Source organism: Streptococcus sp. 68 (assembly GCF_013277415.1).
Taxonomy (GTDB): domain Bacteria; phylum Bacillota; class Bacilli; order Lactobacillales; family Streptococcaceae; genus Streptococcus.
The window spans coordinates 25,090-44,537 of the sequence record NZ_VMMX01000013.1 but is presented as its reverse complement, the minus strand read 5'-3'; the positions used below and the strand labels follow the sequence as shown (position 1 = coordinate 44,537).

Genomic DNA, 19,448 nt, shown 5'->3' with positions numbered 1-19,448 from the left:
GGCTCTTTGTCAACTGTAGTGGGTTGAAGAAAAGCTAAGCTCGAGAAAGGACAAATTTCGTCCTTTCTTTTTTGATGTTCAGAGCGATAAAAATCCGTTTTTTGAAGTTTTCAAAGTTCCGAAAACCAAAGGCATTGCGCTTGATAAGCTTGATGAGATTATTAGTGGCTTCCAATTTTGCGTTAGAATAGGGTAGTTGAAGAGCGTTGACAATTTTCTCTTTGTCCTTGATAAAGGTTTTAAAAACAGTCTGAAAAAGAGGATGAACCAGCTTAAGATTGTCCTCAATAAGTCCGAAAAATTTCTCTGGTTCCTTATTCTGAAAGTGAAAAAGCAAGAGCTGATAGAGATTATAGTGGTGTTTCAAGTCTTCTGAATAGCTCAAAAGCTTGTCAAGAATCTCTTTATTGGTTAAGTGCATACGAAAAGTAGGGCGATAAAATCGCTTATCACTGAGTTTACGACTATCGTGTTGAATGAGCTTCCAGTAACGTTTGATGGCTTTGTATTCATGGGATTTTCGATCGAACTGATTCATGATTTGAACACGTACACGACTTATAGCACGGCTGAGATGTTGGATAATATGGAAACGATCTAGAACGATTTTAGCACATGGGAGTGAAACAGTCTGGGAGACTGTTTCAGCCTGAGCCTAGAAATTCGAAAGCGAAGCTGTTTAGCTAAGGCATAGTAGGGACTAAACATATCCATAGTAATGATTTTCACTCGACATCGGACGGCTCTATCATATTTAAGAAAGTGATCACGAATGACAGCTTGTGTTCTACCCTCAAGAACAGTGATGATGTTGAGATTATCAAAATCTTGTGCAATAAAACTCATCTTTCCCTTAGTAAAGGCATACTCGTCCCAGGACATAATCTCAGGAAGACGAGAAAAATCATGCTTAAAGTGGAAATCATTGAGCTTTCGAATGACAGTTGAAGTTGAAATGGAAAGCTGATGGGCAATATCGGTCATAGAAGTCTTTTCAATTAACTTTTGCGCAATCTTTTGGTTGATAATACGAGGAATTTGATGATTCTTCTTGACGAGTGAGGTCTCGGCGACCATCATTTTCGAGCAATGATAGCACTTGAAACGACGCTTTCTAAATAGAATTCTAGTAGGCATACCAGTCGTTTTGAGGTAAGGAATCTTAGAAGGTTTTTGAAAGTCATATTTTTTCATTTGACTTCCACAATAAGGACAAGATGGAGCATCGTAGTCCAGTTTGGCGATGATTTCTTTGTGTGTATCCCTATTGATGATATCTATAATTTGAATATTAGGGTCTTTGATGTCTAGTAGTTTTGTGATAAAATGTAATTGTTCCATATGATTCTTTCTAATGAGTTGTTTGATCGCTTTTCATTATAGGTCATATGGGACTTTTTTTCTACAACAAAATAGGCTCCATAATATCTATAGGGGATTTACCCACTACAAATATTATAGAGCCGGAATTTTTTCATTAGACACTTGTTCGGTAACCATAAAGTACTATACTATCCATGAACAAGACCCAGAAAAAGTAGCTTTATTTCTTAAAAAATTTAATAATTTAAAGCACCTAGCACCTGTTTATATTGATGAAACAGGATTCGATACTTATTTTTATCCAGAATATGGTCTCTCATTAAAAGGTCAGTTAATAAGAGGTAAAGTATCTGGAAGAAGATATCAGAGGATTTTCTTTGGTTGCAGGGTTAACAAATGAATGGTGAGTTAATCGCTCCAATGACCTACGAAGAGACGATGACGAACGACTTTTTTGAAGCTTGGTTTCAGAAGTTTCTCTTACCAACATTAAATACACCATCAGTTATTATTATTATGGATAATGCAAGATTCCATAGAATGGGGAAGCTAGAACTTTTATGTGAAGAGTTTGGGCATAAATTTTTACCTCTTCCTCTCTACTCACCTGAGTACAATCCTATTGAAAAACATGGGCTCATATCAAAAAGCACCTCAAAAAGGTATGAGCAACTTGCAGTACTTTTTACGAGGTGCTTTTGTCTTGTTCTTGTTTCAGTTTGTTATAAACGTCTAAGATAAGAGCTATACTAGGTAAATAAAAATCTCTATACTATCTGAAAGTGAAGATTACTCACTGTGAGATAGTATAGAGTCTTTTTGGTGTGTTAAATTATCCTACCCATTCCCCATTGTAATTAACACGGTAACCGTCAGGTGTAGTCGTATTGATTGCGAGTGCACCTGAATTATAGGCATAGTACCATTTGCCAGATACTTTCATCCAGCCTGTTTTCATAGCACCTGAATCTTGAAGGTAGTACCAGCTACCATTATCTTTGAGCCAACGAGTCTTCATAGCGCCTGAACCGTCGAGATAGTACCAGCTACCGTCTTTCACCCAGCCTGTTTGCATCCAGCCAGAGTTGTCAAAGCGATACCAAGTTCTATTTATTTTTTCCCATCCATTACTCGTGTATGAGCCGTCATTGTGTTTAAACCACCAACGTCCGTTTGATTGAATCCAACTTCCGAAGTATTGGGAATGATTGAACCAACTTCTTAGTCGATTAAGAAATTCGGCAGGATCATTGGTCTCATCGTCTAGTTTCTGACTTGAATTTGTATTTTCATTTTTGGTTTTATGAGTTCCGATAGCCTTTAAGTCTTTGTTAAAAAGATTCGCCTTAGTTGCAAATGTTTGAGTCTGAGAAGAATTTGCTTCTGTATATTGAATGGCCTTTCCATAACCACCAGCTAATTCTTCAGAGCCACCAGATGCTGTTCCGAAACTTTGTGCAACGGTAATCCATCCATTTTGAGTGACAGGGTTTTCAAAGGCTGCAAGCCCCATATAGGTCAGCTTTGGATCAATTAAGGATTTATAGTGTCCAGTTTGACCTGTAACACTGACACCACTACGAGATTTAACATAATCGGCTTTTTCATCATACCATTGCTGGATGGCCTTCATAAATCCATTGTAGTTCCAAGCCAAATTTTCTGAAAGGGAGAAATTTCCTGAAGGCCAAGCGCTCCAAATGTCCTTACTAGACAAGCGTGTGTGATCAATGGTGATCGAAGCTTCTGCTGCACGAACGAAGGCTGTTTTTTCTAGTGCAGTTGACCATTTGATAGGAACATAGCTAGTAACTAGACCTTCATCTGCTGCCTCTTTTCGAATGGCATTGATACAGTCTAAGATAGCCTGTTTATCTGGCGTTAAGAAAGTCCCTTCAATCCCAACTAGAGTAGTACCAGAAGAAGTACTAGTGACTTCAGAGTTTAAGATATTGTAGGATTGACCATTGATTGCTTGAGTGGAAACCATCCTATCATTAGCGGATACGGATTGTGATGTAAGAGTTCCAGCTCCTAACAAGGAAAGTACTAAAACTGTAGCAAGTGTGACCTTTTTAGTTTTATTGTTCATTTTGTGTCCTCCTATTTTTATTATAACATCTCTACTGGGCAGAGTAAACTAAAATTCGGTATAGCTAGGGACTAGATTTATTTTAAATTTAGATGTTTGCAAAAATTTTTCTTAAATTTGGTGTATAATATAAATAGATGATTTTAATGAAATCTACTCGACTTGTTCGATAACTATCTGAAGCGAGATTAGGTGCTCAGAAATTGAATTTTTAAGGTTCCCACTTAGCCATACTTTTTAGGTTTCACATCTTTAAATAAGCTAAACACTCTATGACAACATATAAATTATAGTTTAGAGGATGTAGAACAAATCTTCCTTCATCAAGGAAGTCAAAGAACTCAATAACACAGGGAACCCATTCCCCTAGAAAGGTTAAATAAATGAAATCATATAAGAAATTTACGATTCTTGCTCTGACTCTTCTTGGATTCACTAGCCAAACAGTTTTAGCTAATGATACTAGTCATCCTACGAATAACTCTATCGGTGGTTCAACTACTAGCTCTGCAAGTCCTTTTCAAGTAGCTACAGAAAATCAGCCAACGACTCCTAGTTCGAGTAAGCAGGAGACAAAGCCAACTCTTCCTACTGAGTCTAAGCTACAAACTGGTTGGGTAAAAGAAGACGGGAAGTGGACTTATTATAGTCAAACAGGTGTCAAATTTACAGATACTCTTTATGAGGGCTACCTATTTGATAAGGATGGTTACTTACTTGAAAATAGCTGGTATCAGATGGCTAACAAGTGGTACTACGCCAATGGCTCAGGAAAATATCTGTCTAACCAATGGAGTCAAATCAATGGTAAGTGGTATGCATTTGATCAAAATGGTGTCATGATAGCTAATACCTGGAAGGGAAACTATTACCTGAAATCCAGTGGGGCTATGGCAGATAAAGAATGGGTGTACGATCCTAACTACTCTAGCTGGTTTTATCTCAAGTCAGGTGGGCATTATGCTGAACAGCAATGGGTTGGCTCTTACTATCTAAAATCTGGTGGCTACATGGCTCACAAAGAGTGGATTTATGATCAAGATTATCAAGCTTGGTATTATCTTAAAGAAGATGGCATTTATGTCACTGGAACTTATACTATTGATGGAAGTAGTCATTTTTTCAAAGATAATGGTAAATGGGTGCAAGAACTTCCAAAAGGATTTGAAAAGGGACACTATACTAAAACTATCTTCCTAGATCCTGGGCATGGTGGACGTGATTCGGGTGCTTATTATTATGGAATAGCTGAAAAAGATTTGAACTTACAGGTCTCTCGTAAGTTACGGAAACGTTTAGAGGAACTGGGCTATACAGTTCTAACATCTCGTGATAGTGATGTGGATGTTGACTTTGTGACGGAGCGTTCTCGTATGGTAAATAAAACGAATGCAGACTTCTTTATTAGTATTCATTTTAATGCTACTGGGAATGACACAACACTGAATCTGGGAATACAGACTTATTCTTATAAGGAAGATGCAGGTTACCCGAGCAAGATTAACCAATACTGGCACAATAATCCAGACCGAATGAGTGAAAGTAATCGTTTGGCAGCTAATCTTCATTCATCTCTCTTGACTGAGACAGGAGCTAGAGATGCTGGGCTTTTGCAAGCCACCTTCGCTGTTCTTCGTGAGACTGCGAAACCTGCTGTGTTATTAGAGTTGGGCTATATGGATAATTCAGAAGAAAACCAACGAATCCGTAGTGACCAATACCAAGATAAGTTAGTTGAAGGCATTATTAAAGGAATTCAAAAATATTACGCTGGAAATTAAGAAACTAGATCAAACTAAGCTTTGGAGATTGTCCTAGGCTTAGTTTTTTATTGGTAAGGAACTGAAAATCAAGATAAGGAAGACTAAATCTTGTCAAATTAAAAAACTTTGTACTCTGGAAACCATCGTGTGGCTATCTAGAGTGCAAAGTTTTTTTGAGTTTCTAGTTAAAATGAAGACTGTATTCTTTATAATTACAAGGCTATTAAGGGAGCAGTGGACATTAAAATGATGATTTTGAATTTTTATTATTTTTGCTTTGTAGCAAGGTAACATAGTCACTTTTGGTGTGGAATAAGTGGGAAAGAAAAACAGTTCTTTGGGTTTGATCGATAAAGTAAAGCAAGATATATTGCCCAATAATTTTTCCCCGTGTTGGGTACTTACTGTTGATTTTTAGTCCAATTTTTTCATCTGCATCAAAGCCAGCTTCAGGAAAGGTTTCTAAACTTTTTAAGCCGTCTAAAATTCTAGCAACAGTATTTTTGGCAGACTGAGGTGATAAAAGAACGGTAGTAATATAGTCATGAATACTGTCAATTGCCTGACTCACTTCAGTAGATAGAATCACTTTATAAGCCATATCGTAGCCTCATATCGTCTAGGGAAGTTCCTTGTCCAGATTCATATTCTCTTAAGGCGCGTTCAGATTGGGCTTGTAGCTCCTGAATCAATCGTTCACGGTGTAAATCTTCTGCGGTTTTTATTGGTAAATCCTGTTCGAGAACAATCTGCTCGATAAAAAGACTAATAGCATCCGTCATAGTCATTCCTTTTTCCTTGATGATAGCTCTAGCTTGTTCCATTGATGACTCGTTGATTTTAAAATTGTATTGCTTAGTAAGTGATGTCGTCATGGTATATCTCCAATCTATACTATATATAGCTAGTATATATCTTTTCTATTTTTTAGGCAAGAAAAAACTCTATATTCTGAAAACCATCGAGTGGCTATCGAGAGTGCAAAGTTTTTTTGAGTTTGGAACATGAAAACAGCAGTTGATTTCAAGAAAGAAAAAAGAACAGCCGAAACTGTTCTTTTTATCATTATTTGAGACCGTATTTTTTGTTGAAACGATCCACGCGTCCATCTGCTTGAGTGAACTTTTGACGTCCAGTGTAGAATGGGTGTGAGTCTGATGAAATTTCCACACGGATCAATGGGTAAGTTTCGCCTTCGAACTCAACTGTTTCGTTAGAGCGTTTTGTTGAACCGCTAAGGAATTGGTAACCAGTAGTTGTGTCCATGAAGACAACTGGGCGATATTCTGGATGGATATCTTTTTTCATTTTGCAATAGTTCCTTTCTGCCATGGTCTCTTTGCGAGCCATAGATTGTTACCATACTAGTCTATCAGATTCTGAAAAGTTTGGCAAGTATTTTATCAGTTTTTAAGCAAGTTTTTTAACTTTTGGTAGATGATTTCGTTTTCCTCTAGACTATAGGAATTAGCACCGCTTGCTAGAGGGTGGCCTCCTCCATCATGTTCTTTGGCAATTTCATTGATAGGATGAATTTTACTGCGTAAGCGAACGCGGTAGTGGCCATCAGCCTGCTCTACAAAAATTCCCCAGAGACTCACACTATCAATACGTCCAGGTGCACCGACAACAGCTGCAGTTTCAGCATCGGTGACATTGAATCGTTTTAAGATTTCCTGACTCAGGATAACGCGAGCTGCACCATTTTCATCCACTTCCAGATGGTCGTAGATGTAGCCTTGAAGTTTAGCAATTTTGTAGCTCATAGTGTCCATTTTGCGAGTGAGAGCCGCAAAGTCAAAGTTCTGTTCTCTCAGAGAGGCAGCTAGATGGAGGGTGCGTGCAGTGGTAGAAGGGTAGAGGAATCGACCTGTATCACCAACAATTCCTGCAAAGAGCAACTCAGCAGCACGATCTGATAAGGCCAGTTGGGTTGTTTGGGCAAATAGGGTAATCATCTCGCTAGCGCTACTTGAATCAGTATCTACCCAAGATAGGTCACCGTATACATCATCATTTGGATGGTGGTCAATCTTAATGAGAAAATCACCTTGACGATAGCGCTTATCATCGATACGAGCAGTATTCGCCGTATCACAGACGATGACAAGTGCTCCCTGGTAGGCACTATCTTCAACAAGATCCATCTCAGCTATCCAAGTAAGAGTTGGTTCATCAAAACCAACGGCTTTGATGGTTTTTTCTGGGAAATGATGTTTGAGAAGAGTTTTCAATCCCACCTGACTTCCCAAGGCATCAGGGTCTGGTTTCATATGACGGTGAATGATAATCGTGTCGTATTCTTTAATTTTTTCTAAAATTTGATGGCAAATTTCCATAAATAACCTCAATTCTTTCTCATTTCATTGTAGCACAAGAATTTTTATTTTTAAAATGAAAAAGATGTGATATAATGGAGAAAGATAAATTGAGGAGGACGATATGGCATTAGCAAAAATTGTATTTGCCAGTATGACCGGTAATACCGAAGAAATTGCAGATATTGTAGCAGACAAATTACGTGACTTGGGCTTGGATGTCGATGTTGATGAATGTACAACTGTTGACGCTTCAGACTTCTTGGAAGCAGACATCGCTATCGTTGCGACCTATACTTACGGTGATGGAGAATTGCCAGATGAGATGATGGACTTCTACGAAGACCTAGCAGATCTCAACTTGAATGGTAAAATCTACGGAGTGGTCGGCTCAGGAGATACCTTCTACGATGAATTCTGTAAGGCTGTTGATGACTTTGACCGTGTTTTTGTAGCGACAGGAGCAGAAAAAGGTTCAGAGTGTGTCAAAGTTGATCTCTCTGCTGAGGAAGAAGACATTGAACGCTTGGAACAATTCGCAGAAGAATTGGCTGCTAAAGTAGGATAAGCATAAGAGTGCGCTGATGTAATCAATCAGTGCATTTTTCTTATCGTTAGTTGGGATTTTACTAGCCTATTTGGTTGCTTTTTGATACAATAATTCAAATAAAGGAGGAGACTGTATGGATTTAGATATTATTCGTCAAGAAATTGATCAAATCGACGACCAAATCGTCAAGCTCTTAGAAGAACGAATGCATTTGGTTGAGGGGGTAGTTGCCTATAAGAAAGCTTCAGGTAAACCGATTTTAGATACTAAGAGAGAAGAAGTTATTTTTGAAAAGGTTAGAAGTCGTGTAGAGGACAAGCGCTATCAGGAGACTATTGTCGCGACTTTTTCGGACATACTCAAACGTTCGCGTGATTATCAGGATCAAAACATCAAATGAAAAAAGAACAATTTTATCCGCTAGGGATTTTTCTAGCTGCTATGTTGGGTGGACTTGTCCGCTACCTAGTTTCCACTTGGTTACCAGCCAGTCCAGACTTTCCTTGGGGCACTCTCTTTGTCAACTATCTGGGCATTTTCTGCTTGGTTTATCTTGTCAAGGGTTATTTGGTCTATAAGGGAACCAGTAAAGGCGTTATTTTAGCTCTGGGGACAGGTTTTTGTGGGGGGCTGACAACTTTTTCCAGTCTCATGCTTGATGCTGTGAAACTGCTTGATACAGGGCGTTATCTTAGTTTAGTTATGTATTTGCTTTTGAGTATTGGTGGAGGTCTACTCTTGGCTTATTTTCTAGGGAGGAAGAAATGGTAATCGTCTATCTTGCAATTGCTTGTGGCTTAGGAGCGCTCGTACGTTATTTCTTTTCCCGCTATAATCAAGCATCTAAATTGCCCCTCGGAACTCTCATAGCCAATCTTTTAGGTTGTTTTTTGATTGGATTATTCTATAATCATGTAGAGTCTAAGGAAGTCTATGCTATTCTAGCAACAGGATTTTGTGGCGGTTTAACGACTTTCTCTACCTTGAATGACGAACTCCAAAGACTGTTAAGTGATAAGAAGGTATTTTATAGCTACCTAGCCTTAACCTACATAGGTGGTTTAGTTGCGATTTTTTTAGGAATTCTGCTATAAATTTCTTTACTTTTTTGTGGAAATTTGGTAAACTGTATCTTGTGTGTAATGGACGCACAAAAATACAGTTTATCCGCTGAGGAAGATTCCTCAAGATTGACAAAGATAGGAGAATAAAATGAATCCATTAATCCAAAGCTTGACTGAAGGTCAACTTCGTACAGATATCCCATCATTCCGTCCTGGTGACACTGTTCGTGTACACGCGAAAGTTGTCGAAGGTAACCGTGAACGTATCCAGATTTTTGAAGGTGTTGTTATCGCACGTAAAGGTGCTGGAATCTCAGAAAACTACACAGTTCGTAAAATCTCTAACGGTGTAGGTGTTGAGCGTATCTTCCCAATCCACACTCCACGTGTTGAAAAAATCGAAGTTGTTCGTTACGGTAAAGTACGTCGTGCGAAATTGTACTACTTGCGTGCTCTTCAAGGTAAAGCAGCTCGTATCAAAGAAATCCGTCGTTAATTCGACTAAAAAACTCTGCTTTTTCAGCAGAGTTTTTATCTAGCCCCCTTAGTTCAATGGATATAACAACTCCCTCCTAAGGAGTAGTTGCAGGTTCGATTCCTGCAGGGGGCATGTAATTAGATATCAAAGAAGTTTGTCAAAAAGTCTTTGATATTAAAAGAACGCATAATATAGGGGATTTATGTACTGACCCCCAAAAGTTAGATTTTTTCTGTCTAACTTTTGGGGTGCAGTTCATTATCTCCATAATATTATGCGTTTTATTATTGAAAAATTTGGGCAATCATCAGATAAAATTGAGACTATATCGAGTATATAAATGTTTGTATAATCAATTTATTCAAAATCGTCAAGTTCTAAATTATTTAAAGGACTATAACATTCATATTTCTTTAAGTAATTGTTTATTTCTTCAGCAGTAGAACAAGGTAAATTAACTCTTAAATAGTCAATATCTTCTTTAGATAAAAAATGATTTGCATTCAAAATTGAGAAGCGAAATAATGCTTCATCAAAAGCAAAATCGTAATCGTCATCAGATAATGATTCCATTAATGTTTGAATATGTTTTAGTGAGTAGTCAGGTATCGAATCGGGATAATATACTGGATAATCAGTGGCTGAAAAATTGTTTTCTAATCCTGAACTAGTAATTATCAAAGATTCTATGTAATATATTAAATAATGTTTAATATTACCTTCTTGTTCCAAATGTCTTCCTTGAGCCTTTCGTGTGTTAGATAAACATCCAAAATCTCCTGATACAGTATTCCTATGAGCTTGTTTATTTAAAAGACTCCATTTTATATCACCAAAAGTTGCTTTAAAAGAGATATTATTTTTTTCTTTACAATAATCTTCCATAGTTATGTCTTTATCATAGTATGCTTTGATATAGTCACTATGTTCGATAATAAGATTTTGTGCTTCTTTTGTTAGTTTAAATTCGAACGGAATATCTAATTTGTCAACGTTGATATTATTAATTATTCTTGTAATTAATTCTGCTTTTTTTCCAGAAGTAGGTAAATTATGTTTAGATAATATAGTTTTTAATTCTACTACTTTAAGATATGATAAAGTCTTATTTTTAGTGAAGTATCCTAATTTGTATAATTGATTGTGTGTAGATTCAGGGTCAATTTGAAGAGAGTATTTAAAATATCTTGGGAAATTATAATTTCTCCCTGTTTTTTGAGTCCAATCTATGAGTATGAGTTGTCCAGGAGTAAGGCCGCACTCTAATTTGTTTAGGTAAAAATTGTTACAATCAGAATTTGTGTCTCTATTATGATTATTTTGTTTTAAATTAAATAGTTTGCTAAAAAAATTCATTGGATTTTATTGCTAATCAATTCTTATTGAAAAATGATACTTTTACAGTACCCATGTACGGATGGCATGGGCAACGCCAGATTCATCATTAGATTTAGTGATGTATTTGGCGATTTTTTTGATTTCTGGATTTCCATTTTCCATGACAACGGGGTTGCCAACGACTTCCAGCATGGCACGGTCATTTTCTTCGTCCCCGATCGCCATAGTTTCATCTTTGGTCAATCCGAGTTTTTCAGCTAAGTGAGTAATGGCTGAACCCTTGTCAACATTCTTTTTAAGGAGTTCGAGGTAGAAAGGAGCAGATTTGTTGATAGAGTAGCGTTCGTAAAATTCGGCTGGGATTTTTTCAATCGCAGCATCGAGGATTTCTGGCTCATCTATGAACATACACTTGACAATTTCTTTGTCAGCCATTTCTTCAGGTGTACGGTAGAAAATTGGCATGCTGACGAGGGTTGATTCGTGCACTGTGTATTTTCCGATATTGCGATTGGCTGTGTAGATGCCGTCCTTGGTAATAGCGTGCATGTGGACACCGAGCTTACGACTGAGAAATTCCATATCAAGATAATCCTCATAAGTCAAGGATTCGCTGATAATCTCATGCCCTGTAGCAGTTTCTTGGACAAAGGCACCATTGAAGGTCACAACATAGTCACCCTCGTCTCTCAACTGTAAGTCGTCCAGAAGTTTGGCAACACCTGCGATAGGGCGGCCAGTTGCAATGACGACTTTGACACCAGATTCTTTGGCATCTTGGATGGCAGAAAAGACTTCAGGAGTAATTTCCTTTTGGCTATTGACTAGGGTTCCGTCAATATCGACGGCGATTAGTTTAATACTCATAAATTTCCTCTTCTAGTTTTTATTTGAGTTAAAATGATCGTTCTCAATCAAGTGTAGAAATTGTTGGGTAATGCTTGCGAAGATACTGTTTTGGTCCAACATTTCCTTTGGAAAATAGAAACGATTATCTCCGTGTCGACTGCCAGCAAGGGATTGGACGATAGGAGACAGGCTAGAGAGTTCGGCTAGTTCTCCATTTTTTTGTAAAATCTCAATCTGTGTCCGTGGATTTTCAGATTCGGGACGATAGATATCATAAGGGAGGTCAAAGTTCTTATGAATGGCAGTGTAGTAGTCGGGGTCAAAGCCGATGTCCTCAACCAATTTTCTCATGCTAGCGAGTTGGTCTTGATCTTCTTGTGAAAAGGTAATGGATTTAAAGACCTTGCGGTTGACAAAGCGTTGCGACAGGTCTGCGAGTATCTTGTCAGGACTGGTCATCCAGAGCTGGAAGTAGGTATTCATCACACCATCATCCAGAGCCAGATAATCAGACAAGGTCACATTTTTTTCAAAGAAAGGCAGGAGATGTGGGGAAGTTCGTGCAAAGAAGTCCTTATCTTCTGGATAAAGTTCCTTAGCCCGTTTGAGAAGGTTTTGAAGGAGGACCTCCATGGCGCGTGTTGCTGGGTGAAAATAAACCTGCATATACATCTGGTAGCGACTGAGGACGTAGTCTTCGATAGCGTGCATGCCATTGCGCTGAAAGGCGATACCATTTTCGACAGGACGAATGACTCGGAGGATGCGAGTCAGGTCAAATTCCCCATAGGATGCTCCTGTAAAATAGGAGTCGCGCAAGAGATAGTCCATGCGGTCCGCATCAATCTGACTAGAAATGAGTTGCACGACCTGCTTGTTAGGATAGGTATGGTCTATGACACTGGCTACCTTTTCTGGAAAATCTGGCGCCACTTGTAGCAGGACTTGATGAATCTCCGTTTCAGGACTTTGGATGATTTCCTGAGTAATGGCCTCATGATCTGTATCAAAGAGATGTTCAAAAGTATGGGAGTAGGCACCATGTCCAAGGTCATGTAGGAGAGCAGCGGTCATGGTCAAGAGAGACTCGGCAGGATTCCATTCTTCAGGATATTTTTCTTCAAAAATCTCCGTGATACGTCGTGCAATTTCATAGACTCCTAGACAGTGAGAGAAGCGACTATGTTCTCCACCGTGGAAGGTATAACTGGAAGTTCCCAGTTGTTTGATACGACGCAAACGCTGAAATTCTTTTGTATTAATCAAGTCATAGATGATTTGATTGTTGACATGGATGTAGTTGTGAACTGGGTCACGGAATACTTTTTCGTTCATATGACCATTATAGCAAAATCCTGCTCTTTTTGGTAAAATAGTAGGACAAGAGACAAGAAAGAGGACTTGATGTGAAGATTCGGATGCGAAATACGATTCAGTTTGATGAACAGTTGGAAGTGATTGACCAGCTTTATGATGTTGAAGTGCATGAAAAGGGAGATTATAGCTACCTGCTTTTCTATAATGAGGAAAAGGAAAAAGTAGTGATTAAATTCCATGGTCAAGAACTGGTGATGAGCCGTTTTTCAAATCCCAAGACCATTATGCGCTTTCTAAAAAATAGCGATAGTTTAGCCTACATTCCTACACCAATGGGCATGCAGGAATTTGTTATCCAAACCAGTCGCTATGAAGTTGATGGGCAAAAGATTGAACTAGATTATCAACTACAAAATCAAGAGGGACATCCCTTTGCCAGCTATCAATTGGAAATTACTTGGGGCTAGGCTTATGTCTTTTTCAAATTTTTCAAATTTGGCTATCTATCTTCTTGGATTGGCTCCCTAGTGTGGTAGATTAGGCTATTTTTTGGTATAATAAAAGTTATGGAAATCGAAAAAACCAATCGTATGAATGCGCTCTTTGAATTTTATGCGGCGCTTTTGACAGACAAGCAAATGAACTACATAGAGCTCTACTATGCTGATGATTACAGCCTCGCTGAGATTGCCGAGGAGTTTGGTGTCAGTCGTCAGGCTGTCTACGACAATATCAAGCGGACAGAAAAGATTCTGGAAGATTATGAGATGAAATTGCACATGTACTCGGACTACATTGTCCGTAGTCAAATTTTTGATCAGATTTTGGAGCGTTATCCCAAGGATAACTTTCTGCAGGAGCAGATAGAAATTTTAACAAGCATTGATAATAGAGAATAAGAGGAAGAAAAATGGCATTTGAAAGTTTAACAGAACGTTTGCAGAACGTCTTTAAAAATTTACGTAAAAAAGGAAAAATCTCTGAATCTGATGTCCAAGAGGCAACTAAAGAGATTCGCTTGGCCTTGCTTGAGGCCGACGTTGCCTTACCTGTTGTAAAGGACTTTATCAAGAAAGTTCGTGAGCGTGCAGTCGGCCATGAGGTCATTGATACACTTAATCCTGCGCAACAGATTATTAAAATCGTTGATGAGGAACTGACAGCTGTTTTAGGTTCTGATACGGCAGAAATTATCAAATCACCTAAGATTCCTACCATCATCATGATGGTCGGTTTGCAGGGGGCTGGTAAAACAACCTTTGCAGGTAAGTTGGCAAATAAACTCAAGAAAGAAGAAAATGCTCGTCCTTTGATGATTGCGGCGGATATTTACCGTCCTGCTGCCATTGATCAGCTTAAAACCTTGGGGCAACAGATTGATGTGCCGGTTTTCGCTCTTGGTACAGAGGTTCCAGCTGTGGAGATTGTTCGTCAAGGTTTGGAACAAGCCCAAGCCAATCACAACGACTATGTCTTGATTGATACGGCAGGTCGTTTGCAGATTGATGAGCTCCTCATGAATGAGCTTCGTGACGTGAAAGCCTTGGCTCAACCAAATGAAATTCTGCTCGTCGTTGATGCCATGATTGGTCAGGAAGCGGCCAATGTTGCGCGCGAGTTTAATGCTCAGTTGGAAGTCACTGGGGTTATCCTTACTAAGATTGACGGCGATACTCGTGGTGGTGCGGCTCTATCTGTTCGTCACATCACTGGAAAACCAATCAAGTTCACTGGTACAGGTGAAAAGATTACGGACATTGAGACTTTCCACCCAGACCGCATGTCTAGCCGTATCCTTGGTATGGGGGATATGCTCACTTTGATTGAGAAAGCTTCTCAAGAATACGACGAGCAAAAAGCCCTTGAAATGGCTGAGAAGATGCGTGAGAACACCTTTGATTTCAATGATTTCATTGATCAGTTGGATCAGGTGCAAAACATGGGGCCAATGGAAGACTTGCTCAAGATGATTCCAGGTATGGCCAACAATCCAGCACTTCAAAACATGAAGGTGGATGAGCGCCAGATTGCGCGCAAACGTGCCATTGTTTCTTCTATGACGCCTGAAGAGCGTGAAAATCCAGATTTGTTAAATCCGAGCCGTCGACGTCGTATCGCAGCTGGTTCTGGAAATACCTTTGTCGAAGTTAATAAATTCATCAAAGACTTTAACCAAGCTAAACAGCTCATGCAGGGTGTTATGTCTGGCGACATGAACAAGATGATGAAGCAAATGGGAATCAATCCAAACAACCTTCCTAAAAATATGCCAAATATGGGAGGAGTGGATATGTCTGCCCTTGAAGGAATGATGGGACAAGGTGGTATGCCTGACTTATCAGCTCTCGGAGGAGCAGGAATGCCAGATATGAGCCAAATATTTGGTGGCGGACTCAAAGGTAAAATCGGTGAATTTGCCATGAAACAGTCCATGAAACGCATGGCGAATAAAATGAAAAAAGCGAAGAAGAAACGCAAGTAAGACAAGGGAAGGCCGCAGGGCTTTCCTTTTTTAGAAAGAAGAAAAATGAGCACTTCCATAATTGGAAATGCTCGTTTTTTGATGTGTTTAGATGTTTAGTCTTTATTTTCGTATGGCAAGATTAAGTTCAAGATGATTCCTGTCATGGCTGATAGGGCAGTACCTGAAAGAGTAACTGGACCAAGTTTAAGGATAGCTCCTCCAAGTCCAAGCACCAACATAGCACTTGCGATGATCAGGTTTCGCATTTGAGCGAAATCAACACGTTCTTTAATCAAAACTTTCAAACCGTTGCTGGCGATAACTCCATAGAGAAGGATTGACATGCCACCAAGAACAGAGTTTGGAATGGTTGAAATCAAGGCAGTGAATTTACCAAGGAAGCTAAGGGCAATTGCGATGAAGGCAGCGTTACGGATGACTGAGACAGAAGCGATACGAGTCATACCGATAACCCCTGTATTTTCTCCGTAAGTTGTATTGGCTGGTCCACCAAGGAAGGCAGAAACAGAAGTTGCGATACCGTCACCAAGAAGAGTACGGTGAAGACCTGGTTCTTTTAAGAATTGACGGCCACAGATTTGACCCAAAACAGTATGGTCTCCGATATGTTCAGAAATTGTTACGATAGCGATTGGCAAGATGGCGATGGTTTCTGGACCAAAGTAAAGATTGTACTCTTTAAAGGCACCACCAGTACTAAATGGCAAGTAGAAACCAGGAATTTCAAACCAGTTAGCTTTAAGAACTGGTGTAAAGTCAACTAAGCCAAGAGTTAGTGCGAAGAGGTAACCACCGATAATGGCAAAGAGGAATGGAATGATTCGTAGGAAGCCTTTTCCTTTTGTATTGATAAAGGCAGCAATCAAGAAAGTAACAACTGCTACAAGAGCATTTTTCCAATTTCCGTCTGCTACAAGACCTGCATTGGTAACAGCTGAACCTGCAAGTCCAAGACCGATAACGATGATCATAGGACCGATAATGATTGGTGGCAAGAGTTTATCAATCCATTTTGTTCCTACAAATCGGATGCTGGTAGCCACAAGGACATAGACCAAACCAGTCAAGATAACCCCTGTTTGAGCAGCAGATACATCACCACCCATTTCTTTCATAGCCAGTGACATAGCTGTGATAAAGGCGAATGAAGAACCTAGATAAACTGGAACTTTAAAACCAGTTGAAATCATGTAGATGAGTGTTCCAACACCTGAAGCAAAAAGGGCAACAGATACAGGCATTCCCAAAATCAATGGTACTAAGATGGTCGCACCAAACATGGCGAAAACGTGTTGGAAACTAAGGAGAATTCCTTTTCCAGCCGAAGGACGTTGGTCAACGTCTAGTAACAAATCAACAGTTGATTCTTGTTTCATATAAACCTCACTTTTGGGCATCAAAAAAGAGCCCATTATTTTACAGCAATAGGCCCTCAGAGTAAGACTTCTTTAAAATATAGATTTTAAAGAGTTTCAAATATTTCTGCGTCTTCGTCACCTCACGGGATGACATTAAAAACCTTTGCTTGTGATAGTATAGCAAAAATTACAAACTTTGTAAATATTTTTTTACTAAAAAGATTAAAGCGGGCGTTTATTGGGCATGCCAGCCTTACGTGGATATTTATTTGGTGTTTCTTTTTTCTTTTCCACCACTGTGATGTAACGTGGATCTCCATTTGGTAGGGCGTAGTTGAGATTGTCTTCGACTTTACTGAAGAGGAGGTTGAGGGCATTCTTAGCTTCTAATAATTCTTCAGGCGCATTGCTGGCCTTGAGTGCCAATAGTTTTCCGCCAACTTTAAGGTAAGGAATTGTCAATTCAGATAAAACCTGCATGCGGGCAACCGCACGAGCTGTTACAAAATCATATTGAGCACGGAAGTTTTTGTCCTGTGCAAAATCTTCGGCACGTCCATGGTAGAAATGAACACCGTCCAAATCCAGTTCTTGAGCCAAAAGTTGGAGGAAGTTGATACGCTTATTGAGCGAATCAATGATGGTCACATCTAACTGAGGATAGAGGATTTTCATGGGAAGACTAGGAAATCCTGCCCCAGCTCCAATATCAAGAAGTTTGATAGTTTCATTAGGAATCAAACCTTGAAGAATGGGTGCAATCGAATCGTAAAAATGTTTGAGATAAACTTCATCCTTGTCCGTAATGGCTGTTAAATTAATCTTTTCATTCCACTCGACCAAGAGTTCAAAATAACGTTCAAATTGATGTTTTTGCTGGTCCGAAAGTGGAAGATTTTGCTCGGCAAGCAAGTTGTAAAATGTTTCTGGTTTCATAGTTATTTCCTTCTTTAGTATCATCTTATTTTACCACAATCATAAAAAATTTGATATACTGGTACTAATCTAAAAGCAGAAAGGACTTATATCATGACTTGGATTATTCTTGGAGTTTTGGCTCTTGTTGTTATTTTTGTGATTGTTAGCTATAACGGTTTGGTTAAAAATCGTATGCAAACCAAGGAGGCTTGGAGTCAGATTGATGTTCAGTTGAAACGTCGAAATGACCTCTTGCCAAACTTGATTGAAACTGTAAAAGGTTATGCTAAATATGAAGGTTCTACCCTTGAAAAGGTGGCAGAACTTCGTAACCAAGTGGCGGCAGCGACTTCACCAGCAGAAGCTATGAAAGCTAGTGATGCCCTCACTCGTCAGGTTTCAGGTATTTTTGCAGTTGCAGAAAGCTATCCAGATTTGAAAGCTAGTGCAAACTTTGTTAAATTGCAAGAGGAGTTGACAAACACAGAAAATAAAATTTCTTACTCTCGACAACTCTACAACAGTGTTGTCAGCAACTACAATGTAAAATTAGAAACTTTCCCAAGCAATATTATCGCTGGAATGTTTGGATTTAAAGCAGCAGATTTCCTTCAAACTCCAGAAGAGGAAAAGGCAGTTCCTAAGGTTGATTTTAGCGGTTTAGGTGACTAAGATGTTGTTTGATCAAATTGCAAGCAATAAACGAAAAACGTGGATTTTGTTGCTGGTGTTTTTCCTACTCTTAGCTCTTGTTGGCTATGCGGTTGGTTACCTTTTTATGCGATCTGGGCTTGGTGGTTTGGTTATCGCACTGATTATCGGCTTTATCTATGCCTTGTCCATGATTTTTCAATCGACAGAGATTGTCATGTCCATGAATGGAGCGAGTGAGGTGGATGAACAAACGGCACCAGACCTCTACCATGTAGTAGAAGATATGGCTATGGTGGCTCAGATTCCTATGCCCCGTGTTTTCATCATTGATGATCCAGCCTTAAATGCCTTTGCGACAGGTTCTAACCCTCAAAATGCTGCTGTTGCTGCGACTTCAGGTCTCCTAGCTATCATGAATCGTGAGGAACTAGAAGCTGTTATGGGACATGAAGTCAGTCATATTCGTAATTACGATATCCGTATTTCGACTATTGCTGTCGCCCTTGCTAGTGCTATCACCTTGCTTTCTAGTATGGCAGGTCGTATGATGTGGTGGGGTGGAGCAGGCCGTAGACGAAGTGACGATGACCGAGAAGGAAATGGCTTAGAAATCATTATGCTCGTGGTTTCTCTACTAGCTATTGTACTGGCTCCTCTCGCTGCAACCTTGGTGCAACTAGCTATTTCTCGTCAGAGGGAATTCCTAGCTGATGCTTCCAGTGTCGAGTTGACTCGTAATCCTCAAGGGATGATCAATGCTCTACGTAAGTTGGATAATAGTAAACCCATGAGTCGTCCTGTCGATGATGCCAGCAGTGCACTTTATATCAATGATCCTAAGAAAGGGGGAGGGTTCCAAAAACTCTTTTATACCCACCCACCTATTTCAGAACGGATTGAACGTTTAAAACATATGTAAAAAGAATCCAGAGGTCATCTCT

General features: G+C 39.3%; 21 protein-coding genes, 1 tRNA gene and 2 pseudogenes. 13 read left to right on the top strand and 11 right to left on the bottom strand.

All coding sequences use genetic code 11. The features are described 5' to 3' along the window. Nucleotides 1–34: 34 nt before the first annotated feature. A pseudogene (locus HT720_RS08260) lies at nt 35–1,341 on the bottom strand (transposase). Between the two features lie 169 nt (nt 1,342–1,510). Here HT720_RS08260 and HT720_RS08255 point away from each other — a divergent pair. After that, nucleotides 1,511–1,991: pseudogene (locus HT720_RS08255) on the top strand (transposase); the annotation flags it as partial. 164 nt (nt 1,992–2,155) lie between these two features. Here the strand turns inward: HT720_RS08255 and HT720_RS08250 are convergent. Continuing rightward, complete coding sequence (locus HT720_RS08250; protein WP_173275582.1) at nt 2,156–3,415, bottom strand: CAP domain-containing protein; 1,260 nt, start codon at nt 3,413–3,415, stop codon at nt 2,156–2,158. Nucleotides 3,416–3,798: 383 nt separating this feature from the next. Here HT720_RS08250 and HT720_RS08245 point away from each other — a divergent pair, with 383 nt between their 5' ends. Then, nucleotides 3,799–5,196 carry an N-acetylmuramoyl-L-alanine amidase gene (locus HT720_RS08245; protein WP_173275579.1) on the top strand — a complete coding sequence of 466 codons (1,398 nt, stop codon included), beginning with the start codon at nt 3,799–3,801 and terminating at the stop codon, nt 5,194–5,196. A 223-nt stretch (nt 5,197–5,419) separates the two neighbouring features. Here HT720_RS08245 and HT720_RS08240 read toward each other — a convergent pair whose 3' ends face one another. The 4 genes from HT720_RS08240 to HT720_RS08225 form a co-directional block, all read right to left on the bottom strand. Next, a complete protein-coding gene (locus HT720_RS08240) occupies nt 5,420–5,779 on the bottom strand; it encodes a type II toxin-antitoxin system RelE/ParE family toxin (RefSeq protein ID WP_112445221.1) in 360 nt (119 codons plus the stop codon). Next, nucleotides 5,769–6,053, bottom strand: a complete 285-nt coding sequence (locus tag HT720_RS08235; protein ID WP_000213594.1) for a type II toxin-antitoxin system RelB/DinJ family antitoxin — start codon at nt 6,051–6,053, stop codon at nt 5,769–5,771. The genes HT720_RS08240 and HT720_RS08235 overlap by 11 nt, the downstream gene beginning before the upstream one ends. Before the next feature lie 190 nt (nt 6,054–6,243). Beyond that, the gene (locus HT720_RS08230; protein ID WP_000710764.1) at nt 6,244–6,486 is read right to left on the bottom strand and encodes a type B 50S ribosomal protein L31; all 243 of its coding nucleotides are present in this window, start codon (nt 6,484–6,486) and stop codon (nt 6,244–6,246) included. A gap of 95 nt (nt 6,487–6,581) precedes the next feature. Beyond that, the gene (locus tag HT720_RS08225; RefSeq protein ID WP_173275576.1) at nt 6,582–7,517 is read right to left on the bottom strand and encodes a bifunctional oligoribonuclease/PAP phosphatase NrnA; all 936 of its coding nucleotides are present in this window, start codon (nt 7,515–7,517) and stop codon (nt 6,582–6,584) included. Nucleotides 7,518–7,620: 103 nt separating this feature from the next. Between HT720_RS08225 and HT720_RS08220 the strand changes: the two genes are divergently transcribed. The 6 genes from HT720_RS08220 to HT720_RS08195 all read left to right on the top strand — a co-directional run bounded on the left by HT720_RS08220 (nt 7,621) and on the right by HT720_RS08195 (nt 9,720). Further along, nucleotides 7,621–8,064: a flavodoxin gene (locus HT720_RS08220; protein ID WP_001162125.1), complete on the top strand. Its 444-nt coding sequence runs from the start codon at nt 7,621–7,623 to the stop codon at nt 8,062–8,064. A gap of 115 nt (nt 8,065–8,179) precedes the next feature. After that, nucleotides 8,180–8,446 (top strand): chorismate mutase, encoded by a 267-nt coding sequence (locus HT720_RS08215; RefSeq protein ID WP_000362440.1) that lies wholly within the window; start codon nt 8,180–8,182, stop codon nt 8,444–8,446. After that, nucleotides 8,443–8,817 (top strand): fluoride efflux transporter CrcB, encoded by a 375-nt coding sequence (crcB, locus tag HT720_RS08210; protein WP_173214145.1) that lies wholly within the window; start codon nt 8,443–8,445, stop codon nt 8,815–8,817. Before HT720_RS08215 ends, crcB (HT720_RS08210) begins: the two co-directional genes overlap by 4 nt. Next, complete coding sequence (gene crcB / locus HT720_RS08205; protein WP_173214148.1) at nt 8,811–9,140, top strand: fluoride efflux transporter CrcB; 330 nt, start codon at nt 8,811–8,813, stop codon at nt 9,138–9,140. The genes crcB (HT720_RS08210) and crcB (HT720_RS08205) overlap by 7 nt, the downstream gene beginning before the upstream one ends. Before the next feature lie 118 nt (nt 9,141–9,258). Then, a complete protein-coding gene (gene rplS / locus HT720_RS08200; protein ID WP_001068669.1) occupies nt 9,259–9,606 on the top strand; it encodes a 50S ribosomal protein L19 in 348 nt (115 codons plus the stop codon). 42 nt (nt 9,607–9,648) lie between these two features. Next, nucleotides 9,649–9,720 (top strand) — tRNA-Arg (locus tag HT720_RS08195). 225 nt (nt 9,721–9,945) lie between these two features. On the opposite strand, the gene HT720_RS08190 is transcribed toward HT720_RS08195, so the two are convergent. From HT720_RS08190 to HT720_RS08180, 3 genes are read right to left on the bottom strand one after another with little or no spacing between them, the layout of a single operon-like run. Beyond that, entirely contained in the window at nt 9,946–10,944 is a 999-nt protein-coding gene (locus tag HT720_RS08190) for an SAP domain-containing protein (protein ID WP_173214150.1), read from the bottom strand. Nucleotides 10,945–10,986: 42 nt separating this feature from the next. Further along, nucleotides 10,987–11,793 carry a sugar-phosphatase gene (yidA, locus tag HT720_RS08185; RefSeq protein ID WP_173275572.1) on the bottom strand — a complete coding sequence of 269 codons (807 nt, stop codon included), beginning with the start codon at nt 11,791–11,793 and terminating at the stop codon, nt 10,987–10,989. A 12-nt stretch (nt 11,794–11,805) separates the two neighbouring features. Then, nucleotides 11,806–13,110, bottom strand: coding sequence for an HD domain-containing protein (locus tag HT720_RS08180; protein ID WP_173275569.1), 1,305 nt, complete (start codon nt 13,108–13,110; stop codon nt 11,806–11,808). A gap of 71 nt (nt 13,111–13,181) precedes the next feature. Here HT720_RS08180 and HT720_RS08175 point away from each other — a divergent pair, with 71 nt between their 5' ends. From HT720_RS08175 to ffh, 3 genes are all read left to right on the top strand, one after another. After that, nucleotides 13,182–13,559: a DUF1934 family protein gene (locus HT720_RS08175; RefSeq protein WP_173275566.1), complete on the top strand. Its 378-nt coding sequence runs from the start codon at nt 13,182–13,184 to the stop codon at nt 13,557–13,559. A gap of 99 nt (nt 13,560–13,658) precedes the next feature. Continuing rightward, entirely contained in the window at nt 13,659–13,991 is a 333-nt protein-coding gene (locus tag HT720_RS08170) for a putative DNA-binding protein (RefSeq protein WP_000402071.1), read from the top strand. Between the two features lie 11 nt (nt 13,992–14,002). Beyond that, nucleotides 14,003–15,574, top strand: a complete 1,572-nt coding sequence (gene ffh / locus HT720_RS08165) for a signal recognition particle protein (RefSeq protein WP_173275563.1) — start codon at nt 14,003–14,005, stop codon at nt 15,572–15,574. Nucleotides 15,575–15,669: 95 nt separating this feature from the next. Here the strand turns inward: ffh and HT720_RS08160 are convergent, their stop codons facing one another. Both HT720_RS08160 and rsmG read right to left on the bottom strand, forming a co-directional pair. Next, nucleotides 15,670–16,953 (bottom strand): solute carrier family 23 protein, encoded by a 1,284-nt coding sequence (locus HT720_RS08160; protein WP_173275560.1) that lies wholly within the window; start codon nt 16,951–16,953, stop codon nt 15,670–15,672. Between the two features lie 204 nt (nt 16,954–17,157). Beyond that, the gene (gene rsmG / locus HT720_RS08155; protein WP_173275557.1) at nt 17,158–17,871 is read right to left on the bottom strand and encodes a 16S rRNA (guanine(527)-N(7))-methyltransferase RsmG; all 714 of its coding nucleotides are present in this window, start codon (nt 17,869–17,871) and stop codon (nt 17,158–17,160) included. 93 nt (nt 17,872–17,964) lie between these two features. Here rsmG and HT720_RS08150 point away from each other — a divergent pair, with 93 nt between their 5' ends. Then, entirely contained in the window at nt 17,965–18,525 is a 561-nt protein-coding gene (locus tag HT720_RS08150) for a LemA family protein (protein WP_000219846.1), read from the top strand. Between the two features lies 1 nt (nt 18,526). Then, nucleotides 18,527–19,426, top strand: coding sequence for a zinc metalloprotease HtpX (htpX, locus tag HT720_RS08145; protein ID WP_050261483.1), 900 nt, complete (start codon nt 18,527–18,529; stop codon nt 19,424–19,426). Nucleotides 19,427–19,448 lie beyond the last annotated feature (22 nt).

Bases quoted from the DNA above. Each gene is read 5' to 3' on its own strand.
- HT720_RS08250 (WP_173275582.1), bottom strand. From the start codon at position 3,415: ATGAACAATAAAACTAAAAAGGTCACACTTGCTACAGTTTTAGTACTT.
- HT720_RS08245 (WP_173275579.1), top strand. From the start codon at position 3,799: ATGAAATCATATAAGAAATTTACGATTCTTGCTCTGACTCTTCTTGGA.
- HT720_RS08240 (WP_112445221.1), bottom strand. From the start codon at position 5,779: ATGGCTTATAAAGTGATTCTATCTACTGAAGTGAGTCAGGCAATTGAC.
- HT720_RS08235 (WP_000213594.1), bottom strand. From the start codon at position 6,053: ATGACGACATCACTTACTAAGCAATACAATTTTAAAATCAACGAGTCA.
- HT720_RS08230 (WP_000710764.1), bottom strand. From the start codon at position 6,486: ATGAAAAAAGATATCCATCCAGAATATCGCCCAGTTGTCTTCATGGAC.
- HT720_RS08225 (WP_173275576.1), bottom strand. From the start codon at position 7,517: ATGGAAATTTGCCATCAAATTTTAGAAAAAATTAAAGAATACGACACG.
- HT720_RS08220 (WP_001162125.1), top strand. From the start codon at position 7,621: ATGGCATTAGCAAAAATTGTATTTGCCAGTATGACCGGTAATACCGAA.
- HT720_RS08215 (WP_000362440.1), top strand. From the start codon at position 8,180: ATGGATTTAGATATTATTCGTCAAGAAATTGATCAAATCGACGACCAA.
- crcB (WP_173214145.1), top strand. From the start codon at position 8,443: ATGAAAAAAGAACAATTTTATCCGCTAGGGATTTTTCTAGCTGCTATG.
- crcB (WP_173214148.1), top strand. From the start codon at position 8,811: ATGGTAATCGTCTATCTTGCAATTGCTTGTGGCTTAGGAGCGCTCGTA.
- rplS (WP_001068669.1), top strand. From the start codon at position 9,259: ATGAATCCATTAATCCAAAGCTTGACTGAAGGTCAACTTCGTACAGAT.
- HT720_RS08190 (WP_173214150.1), bottom strand. From the start codon at position 10,944: ATGAATTTTTTTAGCAAACTATTTAATTTAAAACAAAATAATCATAAT.
- yidA (WP_173275572.1), bottom strand. From the start codon at position 11,793: ATGAGTATTAAACTAATCGCCGTCGATATTGACGGAACCCTAGTCAAT.
- HT720_RS08180 (WP_173275569.1), bottom strand. From the start codon at position 13,110: ATGAACGAAAAAGTATTCCGTGACCCAGTTCACAACTACATCCATGTC.
- HT720_RS08170 (WP_000402071.1), top strand. From the start codon at position 13,659: ATGGAAATCGAAAAAACCAATCGTATGAATGCGCTCTTTGAATTTTAT.
- ffh (WP_173275563.1), top strand. From the start codon at position 14,003: ATGGCATTTGAAAGTTTAACAGAACGTTTGCAGAACGTCTTTAAAAAT.
- HT720_RS08160 (WP_173275560.1), bottom strand. From the start codon at position 16,953: ATGAAACAAGAATCAACTGTTGATTTGTTACTAGACGTTGACCAACGT.
- rsmG (WP_173275557.1), bottom strand. From the start codon at position 17,871: ATGAAACCAGAAACATTTTACAACTTGCTTGCCGAGCAAAATCTTCCA.
- HT720_RS08150 (WP_000219846.1), top strand. From the start codon at position 17,965: ATGACTTGGATTATTCTTGGAGTTTTGGCTCTTGTTGTTATTTTTGTG.
- htpX (WP_050261483.1), top strand. From the start codon at position 18,527: ATGTTGTTTGATCAAATTGCAAGCAATAAACGAAAAACGTGGATTTTG.